General features: G+C 64.9%; 16 protein-coding genes. 3 read left to right on the top strand and 13 right to left on the bottom strand.

The features are described from left to right. Positions 1-14: 14 nt before the first annotated feature. The 12 genes from ureG to V6B08_RS06050 all read right to left on the bottom strand — a co-directional run bounded on the left by ureG (position 15) and on the right by V6B08_RS06050 (position 11861). Entirely contained in the window at positions 15-632 is a 618-nt protein-coding gene (ureG, locus tag V6B08_RS06105) for an urease accessory protein UreG (protein WP_341978853.1), read from the bottom strand. Then, the gene (locus tag V6B08_RS06100; protein ID WP_341978852.1) at positions 629-1324 is read right to left on the bottom strand and encodes an urease accessory protein UreF; all 696 of its coding nucleotides are present in this window, start codon (positions 1322-1324) and stop codon (positions 629-631) included. The genes ureG and V6B08_RS06100 overlap by 4 nt, the downstream gene beginning before the upstream one ends. An 11-nt stretch (positions 1325-1335) precedes the next feature. Further along, the gene (locus V6B08_RS06095; RefSeq protein WP_341978851.1) at positions 1336-1851 is read right to left on the bottom strand and encodes an urease accessory protein UreE; all 516 of its coding nucleotides are present in this window, start codon (positions 1849-1851) and stop codon (positions 1336-1338) included. Positions 1852-1944: 93 nt separating this feature from the next. Next, positions 1945-3714 carry an urease subunit alpha gene (gene ureC / locus V6B08_RS06090; RefSeq protein ID WP_341978850.1) on the bottom strand — a complete coding sequence of 590 codons (1770 nt, stop codon included), beginning with the start codon at positions 3712-3714 and terminating at the stop codon, positions 1945-1947. 2 nt (positions 3715-3716) lie between these two features. Further along, positions 3717-4034, bottom strand: a complete 318-nt coding sequence (locus V6B08_RS06085; RefSeq protein ID WP_341978848.1) for an urease subunit beta — start codon at positions 4032-4034, stop codon at positions 3717-3719. 144 nt (positions 4035-4178) lie between these two features. After that, positions 4179-4481 carry an urease subunit gamma gene (locus V6B08_RS06080; RefSeq protein ID WP_341978847.1) on the bottom strand — a complete coding sequence of 101 codons (303 nt, stop codon included), beginning with the start codon at positions 4479-4481 and terminating at the stop codon, positions 4179-4181. A 34-nt stretch (positions 4482-4515) separates the two neighbouring features. Further along, the gene (gene urtE, locus V6B08_RS06075; protein ID WP_341978845.1) at positions 4516-5211 is read right to left on the bottom strand and encodes an urea ABC transporter ATP-binding subunit UrtE; all 696 of its coding nucleotides are present in this window, start codon (positions 5209-5211) and stop codon (positions 4516-4518) included. 6 nt (positions 5212-5217) lie between these two features. Continuing rightward, a complete protein-coding gene (gene urtD, locus V6B08_RS06070) occupies positions 5218-6051 on the bottom strand; it encodes an urea ABC transporter ATP-binding protein UrtD (RefSeq protein WP_341978844.1) in 834 nt (277 codons plus the stop codon). 5 nt (positions 6052-6056) lie between these two features. Further along, complete coding sequence (gene urtC, locus V6B08_RS06065) at positions 6057-7235, bottom strand: urea ABC transporter permease subunit UrtC (protein WP_440588795.1); 1179 nt, start codon at positions 7233-7235, stop codon at positions 6057-6059. Next, positions 7228-9177: an urea ABC transporter permease subunit UrtB gene (gene urtB / locus V6B08_RS06060; RefSeq protein ID WP_341978843.1), complete on the bottom strand. Its 1950-nt coding sequence runs from the start codon at positions 9175-9177 to the stop codon at positions 7228-7230. The genes urtC and urtB overlap by 8 nt, the downstream gene beginning before the upstream one ends. A gap of 144 nt (positions 9178-9321) precedes the next feature. Next, entirely contained in the window at positions 9322-10593 is a 1272-nt protein-coding gene (gene urtA, locus V6B08_RS06055; protein WP_430397190.1) for an urea ABC transporter substrate-binding protein, read from the bottom strand. 338 nt (positions 10594-10931) lie between these two features. Next, positions 10932-11861: an urease accessory protein UreD gene (locus tag V6B08_RS06050; protein WP_341978841.1), complete on the bottom strand. Its 930-nt coding sequence runs from the start codon at positions 11859-11861 to the stop codon at positions 10932-10934. Positions 11862-11981: 120 nt separating this feature from the next. On the opposite strand from V6B08_RS06050, the gene V6B08_RS06045 reads away from it, so the two are divergent. From V6B08_RS06045 to V6B08_RS06035, 3 genes are read left to right on the top strand one after another with little or no spacing between them, the layout of a single operon-like run. Further along, entirely contained in the window at positions 11982-12794 is an 813-nt protein-coding gene (locus V6B08_RS06045) for an ABC transporter permease (RefSeq protein ID WP_341978840.1), read from the top strand. A 4-nt stretch (positions 12795-12798) separates the two neighbouring features. Further along, the gene (locus tag V6B08_RS06040) at positions 12799-13527 is read left to right on the top strand and encodes an ABC transporter ATP-binding protein (RefSeq protein WP_341978839.1); all 729 of its coding nucleotides are present in this window, start codon (positions 12799-12801) and stop codon (positions 13525-13527) included. A gap of 33 nt (positions 13528-13560) precedes the next feature. Next, on the top strand, positions 13561-14529 hold the full coding sequence (locus V6B08_RS06035) for an NAD-dependent epimerase/dehydratase family protein (protein WP_341978838.1): 969 nt from the start codon (positions 13561-13563) through the stop codon (positions 14527-14529). Here the strand turns inward: V6B08_RS06035 and rfbC are convergent. Beyond that, positions 14526-15089, bottom strand: a complete 564-nt coding sequence (gene rfbC / locus V6B08_RS06030) for a dTDP-4-dehydrorhamnose 3,5-epimerase (RefSeq protein ID WP_341978835.1) — start codon at positions 15087-15089, stop codon at positions 14526-14528. The genes V6B08_RS06035 and rfbC overlap by 4 nt on opposite strands. Positions 15090-15129 lie beyond the last annotated feature (40 nt).

Genomic DNA, 15129 nt, shown 5'->3' with positions numbered 1-15129 from the left:
CCGCCTCCGGCGTTCTACTGCACCAGGCCGCCGCTTTTCAGGATGAACTGAGCGATTTCCGGCACGCCCTTCAGTTCCTTGAGGTTGGAAAACACGAAGGGCCGGGTGCCGCGCATCTTCCTGGCGTCGCGGTCCATTACCTCAAGCGAGGCGCCGACCAGCGGCGCCAGGTCGGTCTTGTTGATCACCAGCAGGTCGGAGCGCGTGATGCCGGGCCCGCCCTTGCGCGGAATCTTGTCGCCGGCAGAAACGTCGATGACATAGATGGTGATATCGGCCAGTTCCGGGCTGAAGGTGGCAGCGAGATTGTCGCCGCCGCTTTCAACGAAGATCACGTCGAGGCCGGGGAAACGCTGCTGCATGTCGGCGACGGCGGCGAGATTGATCGAGGCATCCTCGCGGATCGCCGTGTGGGGACAGCCGCCGGTTTCGACACCGGCGATGCGCTCCGGATCCAGCGCGCCGGCACGGGTGAGGAATTCGGCATCTTCCTTGGTATAGATGTCGTTGGTGACAACGGCGATATTCCAGTCCGCGCGCAGATGGCGGCAGAGGCGCTCGACCAGGGCGGTCTTGCCGGAGCCGACCGGGCCGCCGATGCCGACGCGGAGAGGATTCTTATTGTCGGTCATGATCTGAACAACCTCGTATACTGCGTTTCGTGACTCATCGACGCCCAGTCTACCATGGGCGCGGCACTGGCCAATCGCTCCAGCGGCTGCACCAGCGCAGCGGCGGCAGCGGTGGCCACCACCGGCTCCAGCGCCGCCAGCGCCTTCTGGCCATCGGTCTGGCCCAGCGGAATGATGCGCACGGCGGCGGAAACCAGATTGGCGGCGAAGCCATGCAGATAGCCATGCAGCAAGGCCGCCACCGGCACGCCTTGCACGGCAGCGGCCAAGCCCAGCGCTATGGGGAGCGCGATGACGCGCTGGCCGCGCCGGGCGGCGAAAGCCTCGAGTGCGGGATGCGGCCAGGCGGCGCGGGTGATGGTGAGGAAGGAGCCGCCCTGCTGGCCGCTTTCCAGCGCGGTTTCCGCCGTGCCGCGCCAGGCGGCGGCGAGATCAGCGAGGTCGTCGAGCTTCTCAGGCTCGGCGGCCAGGGCATGCGCTTCGCGCAGCAGCACGGCATCGATCCAGGCGGCGCCATGGCGCAGCACATGGGCGAGCCAGGGAATCAGTGTGGCGCGGTCGCGCACCAGGTCGGCGTGAATGGCATATTCCAGGCCATGGCTGTAGCTGAAGGCACCGATCGGATAGCTCGGGCTGAGCCAGGCAAGCAGGCGGTAGAGTGCCGCGCCGCTCACATCGACGGTCTCAGTCATGGGCCAAAGCCTTAATCATGAGAATGCCAGCTACCATCGGCATGCTGGTGGTATTTCGAGCCATGGCCGAAGGGATGCTTGGGGTCGTGGTTATGCTGGCCATAGGCGCCGCCTTCCGGCTCGAACGGCGCTTCCACGGCGCGCACGGCGGCGCCGAGGCCCTTCAGCATCTCGACGATGACATGGTCGTCGCGAATCAGAATCCGTTCGGCCTGGATTTCGGCGGGCAGATGGCGGTTGCCGAGATGCCAGGCGAGGCGGGCGATGGAGACATGTGGCCCGGCGGTGATCTCGATCAGCGGCTCGCGCGCCGCGATCACCTCGACATAGCCGCCGCCCACGAGCTTCAGGCCCTCGCCATGATGCAGCACGCGGGCTTCCGGCAGGTCGAGCAGGAAATCCAGGCCATTATCGCCAGTGAGCCGGATGCGGCGGCGGAAACGGTCATGATGCGGCAGGGTGACGCTGTCGCGGCGCTCAGGCGTCGGCCAGGCGCCGGCCGGCGCGATTTCGGTGGTTCGATCCATACTCGTACCCTCACTCCGTCGTCATTGCCGGGCTTGACCCGGCAATCTCGTCACGAGATGCGCGGATCAAGTCCGCGCATGACGCTGTTGTCGCTAAAACAGGAAATAACGCTGCGCCATCGGCAGTTCGGTGGCCGGTTCGCAGGTCAGCAGCTCGCCATCGGCGCGCACCTCGTAGGTCTCGGTATCGACCTCGATATTGGGCTGGTAGTTGTTCAGCACCATATCCTGCTTCTTGACACTGCGGGTATCCTTCACCGCCAGCAGCGGCCGGCTGAGACCGAACTTCTCCGCGATGCCACCATCGAGGCCGGCCTGGGAGACGAACAGCACGCTGGACTGCACCAGGTTGCGGCCGAAGCCGGCAAACATCGGGCGGTAATGCACCGGCTGCGGCGTCGGGATCGAGGCATTGGGATCGCCCATCGGCGCCGCCGCAATCGAGCCGGATTTCAGCACCATATCAGGCTTCACGCCGAAGAAGGCCGGCGACCAGATCACCAGGTCGGCGAGCTTGCCGACTTCGACCGAGCCAACATGGCCAGCTATACCCTGGGCCAGCGCGACATTGATGGTGTATTTCGCGATGTAGCGTTTGGCGCGGAAATTGTCGTTGTCGCCGCTCTCTTCCTTCAGGCGGCCGCGCTGGCGCTTCATCTTGTCGGCGCATTGCCAGGTGCGGATGATCACTTCGCCGACACGGCCCATGGCCTGGCTGTCGGACGACATCATCGAGAAGGCGCCGAGATCATGCAGGATGTCTTCCGCCGCGATGGTCTCGCGCCGGATGCGGCTATCGGCGAAGGCCACGTCCTCCGGGATGCGCGGATCGAGATGGTGGCAGACCATCAGCATGTCGAGATGCTCGTCCACGGTGTTCACCGTGTAGGGCATGGTCGGGTTGGTGGAACTTGGCAGCACATTCGCCATGCCGGCGACGCGGATGATATCCGGGGCATGGCCGCCGCCCGCACCTTCGGTGTGGAAGGCATGAATGGTGCGGCCCTTGAAGGCGGCGATGGTGTCTTCCACGAAACCGGATTCGTTCAGCGTATCGGTGTGGATCGCCACCTGCACATCGAACTTCTCGGCGACATTGAGGCAATTGTCGATGGCGGCGGGCGTGGTGCCCCAATCCTCATGCAGCTTCATGCCGCAGGCGCCGGCCAGGATCTGTTCCTCCAGTGCCTTGGGCAGCGAGGCATTGCCCTTACCGAAAAAGCCGAGATTCATCGGGAAGGCTTCGGCTGCCTGCAGCATGCGCATCAGGTGCCACGGGCCGGGGGTGCAGGTGGTGGCCGAGGTGCCTGCCGCCGGGCCGGTGCCGCCGCCCATCATGGTGGTGACGCCGGAGAACAAAGCCTCCTCGATCTGCTGCGGGCAGATGAAATGGATATGGGCGTCGATGCCGCCAGCAGTAATGATCTTGCCTTCGCCGGCAATCGCCTCGGTGCCGGGGCCGATGATGATATCGACGCCGGGCTGGATATCGGGGTTGCCGGCCTTGCCGATGCCGACGATGCGGCCATTCTTGAGGCCGATATCGGCCTTCACGATGCCCCAATGATCAAGGATCAGGGCATTGGTGATCACGGTGTCGACAGCGCCTTCCGCGCGGGTGCGCTGGCTCTGGCCCATGCCGTCGCGGATCACCTTGCCGCCGCCGAATTTCACTTCCTCGCCATAGAGCGGCACGTTGGCGGAATAGCCATCGGTGCGTTTCTGGCCCGCGGCCACCGGCGGCTGGGCGGTGAAATCCTTCTCGACCTCGATGAACAATTCGGTATCGGCGAGCCGCACCTTGTCGCCCACCGTGGGGCCATACATGCCGGCATAAGCGGCGCGGGAAATGCGGTTCGCCATGGTTACGCGCCCCCCTTCAAACTGCCTTGCACATCGCCCCGGAAACCGAACACCTCGCGCGAACCGGCGAAGGACACAAGCTGCACCTGCCGCGTCTGGCCCGGCTCGAAACGCACCGCCGTGCCGGCGGGAATGTCGAGGCGGCAGCCATAGGCCTTGGTGCGGTCGAATTTCAGCGCCGGGTTGGTCTCGAAGAAATGGTAGTGGCTGCCGACCTGGATCGGGCGGTCGCCGCTATTGGCAACGTCGATGGTGACGGTGGGGCGACCGGCATTCAGCTCGATCTCGCCAGCCTTCGGGATCACTTCGCCTGGGATCATGCTGCTACTCCCTCCTCGCCGTCTCTCTCAACTCAATCGTCATGCCCGGGCTCGACCCGGGCATCTCTTCCCGGGTGGCCTGAGACCCCCGGGTCAAGCCCGGGGGTGACGCAATTTTATATGCATCAGCGGATCGGCCCTCGCTTAGCGGATCGGCTGGTGCACGGTGACCAGCTTGGTGCCATCCGGGAAGGTGGCCTCGACCTGGATCTCGTGGATCATTTCCGGGATGCCCGGCATCACCTGTTCGCGGCTCAGCACCTTGGCGCCGTCGCGCATCAGTTCGGCGACCGAGCGGCCATCACGGGCGCCTTCGACCACGTAATCGGTGATCAGCGCCACGGCTTCCGGGTGGTTGAGCTTGACGCCGCGTTCGAGCCGGCGCCTTGCCACTATGGCGGCCATCGCCACCAGCAGCTTGTCCTTTTCGCGGGGCGTGAGATTCATGCCGCCCGGCCTCCCCTGCCGCTAAAGCCAATACCTAAACGGTAAGATAGCCGCGAACGTCGTCGCCATCCATAGCCTCAGGGCCGCCCGAGACCATCACTTCGCCGCGCTGCAGCAGCAGGAAGCGGTCGGCCAGCGCCCGGGCGAAGTCGAAATACTGCTCCACCAGCACGATGGCCATGGTGCCGCGCGAGGCCAGTTCCTGGATCACCCGGCCGATATCCTTGATGATCGAGGGCTGGATGCCTTCGGTGGGTTCGTCCAGCAGCAGCAGCCGCGGTCGCGTGACCAAGGCCCGCCCGATCGCGAGCTGCTGCTGCTGGCCCCCCGAAAGATCGCCCCCCCGGCGATTTCGCATGTCATGCAGGATGGGAAACAGCGCATAGATCTCGTCGTCGATCTTGCGCTGGCCGCGCGGCAGCGGCGCCATCCCGGTTTCCAGATTCTCCTGCACCGTCAGGCGCGGGAAGATTTCGCGGCCCTGCGGCACCATGGCGATGCCGCGCCGCGCCCGCTCATGCGGCTTCAGCTTGGTGATATCCTCGCCTTCCCAGACGATGCTACCCGAGCGCACCGGCTGGCGCCCGACCAGGGCGCGCATCAGCGAGGTCTTGCCGACGCCGTTGCGGCCCAGCACACAGGTGATCTTGCCCGGCTCAGCGGTGATTGAAACATCGCGCAGCGCGTGCGATGCGCCGTAATAGAGGTTCAGTCCTTCGGCCTGCAGCATCGTTCCTCAGCGCCCCAAGTAAACTTCGATGACCCGCTGGTCATTCTGCACCGTGTCCAGGCTGCCCTCGGCCAGCACGCTGCCTTCATGCAGCACGGTGACGCGGGCGCCGAGATCGCGCACGAATTCCATGTCATGCTCGACCACGATCAGGGTGCGCTGCCCCACCAGTTGCAGGATCAGCTCGGCGGTCTGCTTGGTTTCGGAATCGGTCATGCCGGCCACCGGCTCGTCCAGCAGGATGAGCTGGGTGTCCTGCACCAGCAGCATGCCGATTTCCAGCCACTGCTTCTGACCATGGCTCAAGTCGCCGCCGAGATCGGTGACACGGCCCATCAGGCCGACGGTGTTGAGCGCCCAGGCGATGCGGTCGACAGCTTCGGAATTCAGCCGCGATAACATGCTGCGCAGCGCACCGCGTGGTGCCTTCAGCGCCAGTTCGAAATTCTCGAACACGGTGAGATGCTCGAACACGGTCGGCTTCTGGAACTTGCGGCCGATGCCGAGATTGGCAATCGCTGTCTCATCCAGCTTGGTCAGATCGACGCGACCGGCAAACAGCACCTCGCCGGCATCGGGCTTGGTCTTGCCGGTGATGATATCCATCATCGTGGTCTTGCCGGCGCCATTCGGGCCGATCACCGTGCGCAATTCGCCCGGCGCCACGATCAGCGAGAGATTGTTGATCGCCTTGAAGCCATCGAAGGCGACCGAGACACCATCGAGATAGAGCTGGCTGTCGGAAACGCGCGGACGTTCGGTGACGCCTTCGCCTAGGCCGGCCTTGAGTTCCACATCAGCCTTCGGCAGCGGCGGCGTGTTATGCAGCGGCGCGGACATGGTCATCATTCCCCGCCTGCCTTTCCACTGGCTGCCTTACTGCCACCAGCAGCCTGATAGGCGGCACGCTGCGCCCGCCAGGCCTTGACCTGGCCGGCCAGGCCGACCACGCCCTTGGGGAACAGCAGGGTCGAGACGATGAAAAGCGCGCCGAGCACAAACAGCCAGAGATCAGGCGCCGCACCCGTGAGCCAGGTTTTCACCAGGTTGATCAGCACGCCGCCGAGCGCCGCGCCATAAAGCGTGCCACGACCGCCCACCGCCACCCAGATGGCGATTTCGATGGAATTGGCCGGCGAGAATTCGCCCGGATTGATGATGCCGACCTGCGGCACATAGAGCGCGCCGGCAATGCCGGCCAGCACCGCCGAGAGCACGAAGGCGACCAGCTTGGCATTGGTGACGGAATAGCCGAAGAAGCGCACCCGGCTTTCCGCATCGCGCACCGCCAGCAGCACGCGGCCAAGCTTGGAGCCGGTGACGAAGCGGCAGACCAGGAAGCAGATGCCAAGCGCAATGACGGAAGCGACATAAAGCCCGATGCGGGTGCTCGGCGCCTGGATCGGGAAGCCGAGGATATCCTTGAAATCGGTGAGGCCATTATTGCCGCCGAAGCCCATATCGTTGCGGAAGAAGGCGAGCAGCAGGGCAAAGGTCATCGCCTGGGTGACGATGGAGATATAGACGCCGGTGACGCGGCTGCGGAAGGCGAACCAGCCCAGCACCAGGGCCAGGATACCCGGCACCAGGATCACCATGATCATGGCGAAGGGGAAGCTGTCGAAGCCATACCAGTACCACGGCAGTTCCTTCCAGTTCAGGAACACCATGAAATCCGGCAGTTCGGCATTGCCATAAACGCCGCGCGTGCCGATCTGGCGCATCAGGTACATGCCCATGCAATAGCCGCCGAGCGCGAAGAAGGCACCATGGCCCAGGCTGAGGATGCCGGCATAGCCCCAGACCAGATCGAGGCTCAGGGCCAGGATGGCATAGCAGGCATATTTGCCGAGCAGCGGCACCAGGTAATCGGGCAGATGCAGCGCCGAATTGCCCGAGGGCAGCATGTTGAGCAGCGGCACCACGACGATGAGGATGAAGCCGAGGCCCAGGAACATCGCCCAGCCCTTGGTATCGAGCAGCGGGCGCGGCTTGGCGAGTTGCAGCAATTCGTCTTTAGGCATCTGCCGAGCGCCCCTTGGCCGCGAACAGGCCACGCGGCCGCTTCTGGATAAACAGGATGATCGCCACCAGCACCACCACCTTGCCCAGCACCGCGCCGGCCACCGGCTCGAGCAGCTTGTTGACAATGCCGAGCGTCATGGCGCCGACCAGCGTGCCCATCAGGTTGCCAACGCCGCCGAACACCACGACGAGGAAGCTGTCGACAATGTAGATGGTGCCGAGATTGGGCGAGACGTTGCCAATCTGGCTCAAGGCCACGCCGGCCATGCCGGCGATGCCGGAACCGAGCGCGAAGGTAAGCGCATCGACCTGCGCGGTGGGAATGCCCATCACGCTGGCCATGCCGCGGTTCTGCGTCACCGCGCGCATATGCAGGCCGAAGCTGGTGCGGCGCAGGATCAGGGCGATCAGGCCCAGCACCAGGAAGCAGAAGATGATGATGATGACGCGGTTCCAGGTGACGTCGAAGCCGCCGATCACTTCATAGGAACCGGTCATCCAGCTCGGGTTCGACACTTCCTTGTTCGGCGCACCGAAGATCGAGCGGACAAGCTGCTGCAGGATCAGGCTGATGCCCCAGGTGGCGAGCATGGTTTCCAGCGGCCGGCCATAGAGGAAGCGGATCACGCCGCGCTCGATGGCGATGCCAAACAGGGCTGCCACCAGGAAGGCGACCGGCAAGGCCGCGACCAGATAGCCGCCGAACCAGGAAGGCGGCAGATAGGCGCGGAAGATTTCCTGCACCACGAACGTGGCATAGGCGCCGATCATGATCATTTCGCCATGGGCCATGTTGATCACGCCCATGACACCGAAGGTGATGGCGAGGCCGACGGCGGCGAGCAGCAGCACCGAGCCGAGGCTTATCCCTTGGAAGATATTGGCAAACCAGCCGATCACCGTGAGCTTGCGCTGCACCGAGGTGAAGGCACTCTGCAAGGCCGCCTTCACATCGGCATCGGTTTCGGCAGCAAGGCGCCCCTGCAGCAGCGACCGCACGCGCAGATCGGTGGCGCCTGAAAGCGTCGCCACGGCGGCGAGCTTGCGCTGCTTGTCGGCAGCCGGATCGGCCACATCGGCGGCAGCCAGCGACAGCGCCATGATCTCCTTGGTCTTGGCGTTGGTTTCCTTCGGCATCACCTCGCGCAGCAGGGCGACGGCATCGGGCGTGGCATTCTCAAGCAGGGCGGCAGCAGCCAGGCGGCGCTGCGCCGGATCTGGGTTGAGCAGGCCGAGGCGGCCCACCGCCTCGCGCAGCGCACCGCGCAGATTGTTGTTCACCACCACCGGATCGAGTTCGGCGTTGCTGGCGGTGCCGGCGGGTTCCAGCGTGGTGGCCAGCGTCAGGCTCTGCTGGTTGCCGGCGCGCTCCGCGATCACCACGGCGCCATCGCTCTTGCGCGTGAACAGGCGGCCCTCGGTCATGGCGCGCAGCACCGGCACGGCACGGGCATCGCCAAGCTGGGTCAGCACTTCGATGGCCTTGCCCTTGGCGGCGAAATCCTCGGCATTGAGCGCGATCACCGCGCTGGCGAAATCCTTCGGCGTTTCCACCGCCGCAGCACCGAGCCCGGCGGCGGCGAGATCGGCCTTGGCATCATCGGGCAACTGGATCAGTTCGACATCGGCGGGCGCCGCCATGTCTTCCATGTCGCCGGTGGCGGCATTGGTGATGACAAGCATATTGCCATCAGGCTCGCCGATGACCACGGCGCCATCGGCAGTACGGCGATAGAGTTTGCCGGCGGCAAGGGCGGCGAGCGCGGCCTTGGCCTGCGGGCTATCCGACGCCACCAGTTGTTCGAGCGCCGGCTTGGGATCGGATTCGGTAAGACCGGCAAGCAGATCGGGCAGAGCCTGGGCCTCGGCGTGAGACGGGACCAGCCCGGCAAAAAACGGCAACACCAGGGCCAGGATCAGAAGGCAGCGACGCAGAGCCACGATTGCACTCACCTTGCTGGGTTTTGTTTTTGTTGACGAGACGGGTACGCGACTGACTGGGAGTTGGACTGACTGGAATCGGGACTGGTGCTGGCGGATACGGGCCGGCGGCTTGCACCGCCGGCCCGCGCCGTCACAGGAGGCTTAGAACTTCGGCTTCTCGCAGTTGCCGCAGACCCACGGATAGGTCCAGTCGGCAGTCAGCTTGGCGCTTTCCGGGATGAACTTCGACCAGGCATCGGCCTTCACCGGACCACGGGTCTTCCACACGATGTTGAACTGGCCATCGGGGCGGATTTCGCCGATATAGACCGGCTTCGACAGGTGGTGGTTGGTGTTCATGGTCGAGACGAAACCGCCCGGCGCCTGCACCTTCTGGCCATACATCGCCTGGCGCACCGCGTTCACATCGGTGGTGCCAGCCTGCAGCACGGCCTGCGACCACATCTTGAAGCCGATATAGGTGGCTTCCATCGGGTCGTTGGTGACGCGCTTGTCGGACTTGATGTAGGTCTTCCACTGCTTGATGAACGCGTCGTTGACCGGCGCCTTCACGGACTGGAAGTAGTTCCAGGCGGCGAGATGGCCGACCAGGTTCTTGGTGTCGATACCGGCGAGTTCTTCCTCACCGACCGAGAAGGCCACGACCGGGATGTCGGAAGCCTTGATGCCGGCGTTGGCCAGTTCCTTGTAGAACGGCACGTTGGCGTCGCCGTTGATGGTCGAAACCACGGCAGTCTTCTTGCCGGCCGAGGCGAACTTCTTGATGTCCGCCACGATCGTCTGCCAGTCGGAATGACCGAACGGCGTGTAGTTGATCATGATGTCGTCGGCGGCCACACCCTTCGACTTCAGGAAGGCCTCGAGGATCTTGTTGGTGGTGCGCGGATAGACGTAGTCAGTGCCGGCCAGCACCCAGCGCTTCACTTCGCCGCCTTCCTTGCCCATCAGGTATTCGACCGCCGGGATCGCCTGCTGGTTCGGCGCCGCGCCGGTGTAGAACACGTTGCGGGACGATTCTTCGCCCTCATACTGCACCGGATAGAACAGCAGGCCGTTCAGTTCCTCGAACACCGGCAGCACGGACTTGCGCGACACCGAGGTCCAGCAGCCGAACACCACCGAGACCTTTTCCTTGGCCAGCAGTTCGCGCGCCTTTTCGGCAAAGAGCGGCCAGTTGGAGGCGGGATCCACCACCACGGCTTCCAGCTTCTTGCCGAGCAGACCGCCCTTCTTGTTCACGTCGTCGACCATCATCAGGACGGTGTCCTTCAGGGTGGTCTCCGAGATCGCCATGGTGCCGCTCAGCGAGTGCAGCACGCCCACCTTGATCGTATCCTGGGCTTGCGCCGAGGCGGCGAAGCCCATGCTGGCCACCAGGCCCAGCGCTGCTGCCGTGTTAAGGATGCGTCCCATAAATCCCTCTCCGTGTTGGTTTGCCGGCCCCCCCGGGACCGACCGCGGGGACTCAAAGGCAAGAGCCGTGCCAAAGCCTGAGCGGCGCGGCGGCAGGCCCCGCAATCGTGCCTAGAGTCTTGATTCCGCAATGCAACACGGATTCCCGCGAGAGGTGGAAACAACCGGCTCCCAGTCAACGAGGCCGGGCTTTCTGCGCAAGGGAAGGACAGGTGTTTATTTAATCAGCATAAAACCTAGTCATGCATAATTTTTAAACACACAAATACGGCTGTATGGAATTCGAGCAAAAACTGACTGAAGTTGAATCAATCCTGGTCAGTAATCGGTAGGTAGCGTCAGCGCAGCCACAACCGGGGCATAGCATCAGCCCAGCCCGCCTCGGCACGGCAATGCCGCCACAGGGCAGCGAAGGCGCGGCGCAAAGCCAGCGGGTCCGCCGCCAGCAGCCGGGCCAGGATGAAGCCATCCAGCCGCGTGGCGCCGCCGCGCACATCGGGATGCGCCTCCAGCAGCGCGCGCAAGGCGGCAAGTATCGGGGCCGCGCCACTATCGCTGGCAAAGCCCGGCCGCACGAAAAGCAGGCTGGCCTGGGCCAGAGCGCCATGGAAGCCGGCCGGCGCCGCCAGCAAGGCCGGAATGTCGCCATCCATCCCCCCTCCCAGGCCCCCCTGCAAGCCTTGGCGCTCGGTCCAGACCAGGCGGCCGGCGCGGCGCAATTCCCAGCGGTCGAACAATTCGCCGCGGGTGAAGCGTTCGCCATGGGCCAGGCGGCCATAGACCAGCATGTCGCCGATCAGCGCTTCGGCGCCTGGATCGAGGTCGATGCGGGTGTGGCGCTCCAGCCGGGCGCCATCGAACAGGATGGTCTCCTGCGGCAGCCATTCCAGCCAGGCACCATTGCCGGCGCGCAGATCCTGGGTCAGCAGGGTCGGATGGTCGGAAGCGGTCGAGCGGTAGAGTTTCTCTGCCGCCTGGGCCATGGCGGTGACCCGCGCACCCGGCTCCAGGGCCAGTTCGAGCGCCAGGCGGTCGCCGCCGGTGAGGCCACCCGACGTGGTGACCATGACCAGGGAGCCGGGCTCGCCGGGCTCCGGATCGGGCAGCAGGGCGCGGCCGGGATCGGACTGGTACAGATCGAGCAGCCGGGCGCCGCCGCGCCCGGGCAGGGCCGGGCCGAAACGCGCGGTGACACCGCCATTGCCCCGCTCGAGGGCCGGACGTTCCAGCGCCGGACGGTCCGGTTTAAGGCCCTGTTCAGACATCATGGGGCAGGATTACAGGGCCAAACTCCGCCCCGCAACCATCGCCGACCGGATCTCCCGGGCGGCCATGCCTCGCCGGAAATGCTAGGAAGAGGCGCAATTGCCGGCTATACCTCGCCCCTGATGATCCAGACTACCGCCACCCTGCCCTTTCCTGCTCAGGCCCAGACCCCGGGCCTGCTGGCCAGCCTGCGCTTTGCGCTGTTCATGGCCGGGCTGGATATTGCCGCGAGCTTCCGCCGCACCGGGCTTGGCACGCTGTGGGTGACGCTCGGCCTGGCACTGGTGGTTGGAGCATTGGGGCTGTTCTTCGGCACGGTGCTGCAGCAGCTGGTCCCGCCCTATGCGGTCTATGTTCCCTTCGTTGCCAGCGGCATGATTGCCTGGAGCCTGATCGCCGGCATGCTGCACGCCACCGCGAACCAGACCTGGCAGTTCATGGCACAACTGCGCCATACCGCGCTGCCGCTGCCAGCCACGGTGCTGCGCCTGATGCTGCGGCAATTGCTGATCCTGGCGCAGAATATCGCCGTGGCGCTGACCGCCCAATGGCTGCTGCTCGACACCGTGACGGTGCATCCGATTGCACTGCTTGGCGGTATTGCTTTGCTTGCCGCCAATCTTGGCTGGATGGCGCTGGCCATCGGCCTGCTCTGCGCCCGCTTCCGCGATTTGCCGCAACTGATCGCCTGGATGCTGCATCTGGCATTCTTTCTGACGCCAATTCTGTGGCCCACCTTTTTCCTCGGCCGCTACACTTGGCTGGCCGATATCAACCCGTTCTATCAACTGCTGGTGCTGGTGCGCGAACCAATCTTGGGCAATGCGGTCGGGCTGGAAAACTGGGCTGGCTCCATACTGCTGCTGCTGTTCGGCAGCCTGTTCACCTGGTTGCTCTACAAGCGCCTGTCCTGGCGCCTGCCCTATTGGACCTGATGCCATGAGCGCGGCCCTGAGCTTCGATCATGTGCGGGTGGAATTCCCGGTCTTCTTCGCCCCCGAGCGCTCGCTGAAGCGCAACCTGCTGGGCAGCCGCGACGGCTACCGCATCACCGCACTGGACGATCTGAGCCTCAGCCTGAAGCGTGGCTCGCGCACCGCGCTGCTCGGCGGCAACGCCTCGGGCAAGACCACCCTGCTGCGCACCGCCGCCGGCCTGCTGCAGCCCAATGCCGGCAGTGTGACGCGGCAGGGCCGTGCCTTCGCAGTGCTGAATGTCGGCCTGGGCGTCGATCCCGATCTCTCGGCCTACAACACCGCCATCGGCCACGGCCTGCTGGCCGGCCATGACCTCAAGGAAAGCCGCCGCCGCGCCGAAACTGCAATGGAATTCGGCGAACTCGACGACAAGGCCGCCGACACGCCGCTGAAACTGCTCGGCCCCGGCCAGCGGCTGCGCCTCGGCGCCGGCATCGCCGCCGCGCTGGAAGCGGAAATCCTGCTGTTCGACGAAGTGCTGGAACATGCGGGCCCGGAATTCCTCGACCGCCTGGCGAAGCATTTCCGTTCCGGCCCGCCCGCTCAAGGAGCGGTGCTGCTGGTGGAGCGTGCCGCCACTTTGCTGGCGCGGTTCTGCGATCAGGCCCTGGTGCTGGAACAAGGCAAGCTGGTGGATGCCGGCGAATTGAGCAGCGTGGTGCAGCGCCATGCCGGGCGCTATGTGATCTGACCGCTGCCATTCAGGAATGTTTCAGGGCTTTTCGTGACCGCGCCCTCCGCCCTTCCGCCTTTCCAATCCGGCCAGCGTGTCGTCGTCACCGGCGGCGCCGGCTTCATCGGCTCGCATCTGGTCGAGGCGCTGCTGGCGCGCGGCGTGGCGGTAACGGTGCTGGATGATTTCTCCGCTGGGTGCCGCGCCAATCTGCCGGCGCATCCGCAGCTTGAGATCCGCGAGGCCCATGTCGGCCGTGACGATATCGGCGAGGCAATAGCCGGCGCGGATCTGGTCTATCACCTTGCCAGCCCGATCGGCGTGCGCCGCGCCCATGCCGAGCGGCTGACCATGGTGCGCGAGATCATCGCCACTTCCCAGGCCGTGACCGAGGCCTGCGAAGCGGCGCGCGTGCCGCTGCTGGCGATGTCGAGCTCCGAGGTTTATGGCGCCGGCCAGGCCGAAGCCATCGACGAGGAACAGCCCTGCGGCTTCGGCATTGCGCCGCGCTGGGGCTATGCGGCAGGCAAGATGGTGCTGGAGCAGCTTTGTGCCGGGCTTGCCGGGGAAGCCGGCCTCGCCACCTGGATCATCCGTCCGTTCAACATCGCCGGCCCACGCCAGCGACCCGAAACCGGGTTATGCATCGCTGCTTTCGCCGCCGCGCTGAAACAAGGCGATGTGCCGGAAGTGCATGGTGATGGCAGCCAGCGCCGCGCCTTCCTGCATGTGCTGGATGCAGTGGAAGCCCTGCTGCTGATCCCGCAAAGCGCCGCGCTGATCGGTCGGCCGGTCAATCTCGGCCATGATACCGGCGTCAGCATCCGCCATGTCGCCGAGCGCGCATTGCATGCCGCCGGCAGTGACAAGCCGCCGCGTTTCGTGCCGGTGGCGCAGGTATTCGGCAGCGGCTTTGCCGAGGCCACCATCCGCGTGCCTACCATCGCCCGGCTGCATGAAGCGACCGGCTGGCGCCCGCGCAGCGACCTCGATGCGATTTTGCAGGATGTACTGCTCTAAAGCAGGTCGGGCTGCTCGGCGAGCATCAGTTCTTCGACATCACGCACCGAAAGCACCGCCTGGCCCAGCGGCACTGGCCATTTGATGCCGAGCGCCGGATCGCGCCAGTTGACGCCGCGCTCTGACGCCGGATCGTAGAACTGATCGACGCGGAACAGCATTTCGGTCTGCGGATCGAGTGTGAGAAACCCATCGGCGAAACCGGCGGGAATGAAAAGCTGCTCGCCGCCCATGGCGGAAATCTCCTGCCCGACATGCTGGCCGAAGCTGGGACTGCCGCGGCGGATATCCACCGCCACCACATAGGCGCGACCGCGCAGCGCCCGCACCAGCTTGGCCTGCGCCGCCGGCGGTGCCTGGTAATGCAGGCCGCGCAGCGTGAAGCGCTTCTCGGAATAGATCTGGTTATCCTGCACGAACACGGTGTCGACGCCGGCAGCGGCGAAGCGGCTGGTCTGAAACACCTCGCCGAAATAGCCGCGCTCATCCATGAAGAAGGTGGGGCGGATCAGCTTGACGCCCGGCAGGGCTAACGAGACGACATCCAGCAGCGCGGTCATATTCTATGCCCGATTCTTATGGTTATGGGTGCTTATGGTT

Source organism: Ferrovibrio sp. MS7 (assembly GCF_038404985.1).
Classification (GTDB): Bacteria; Pseudomonadota; Alphaproteobacteria; order Ferrovibrionales; family Ferrovibrionaceae; genus Ferrovibrio; species Ferrovibrio plantarum.
This window is presented reverse-complemented; position numbering and strand designations above follow the sequence as displayed.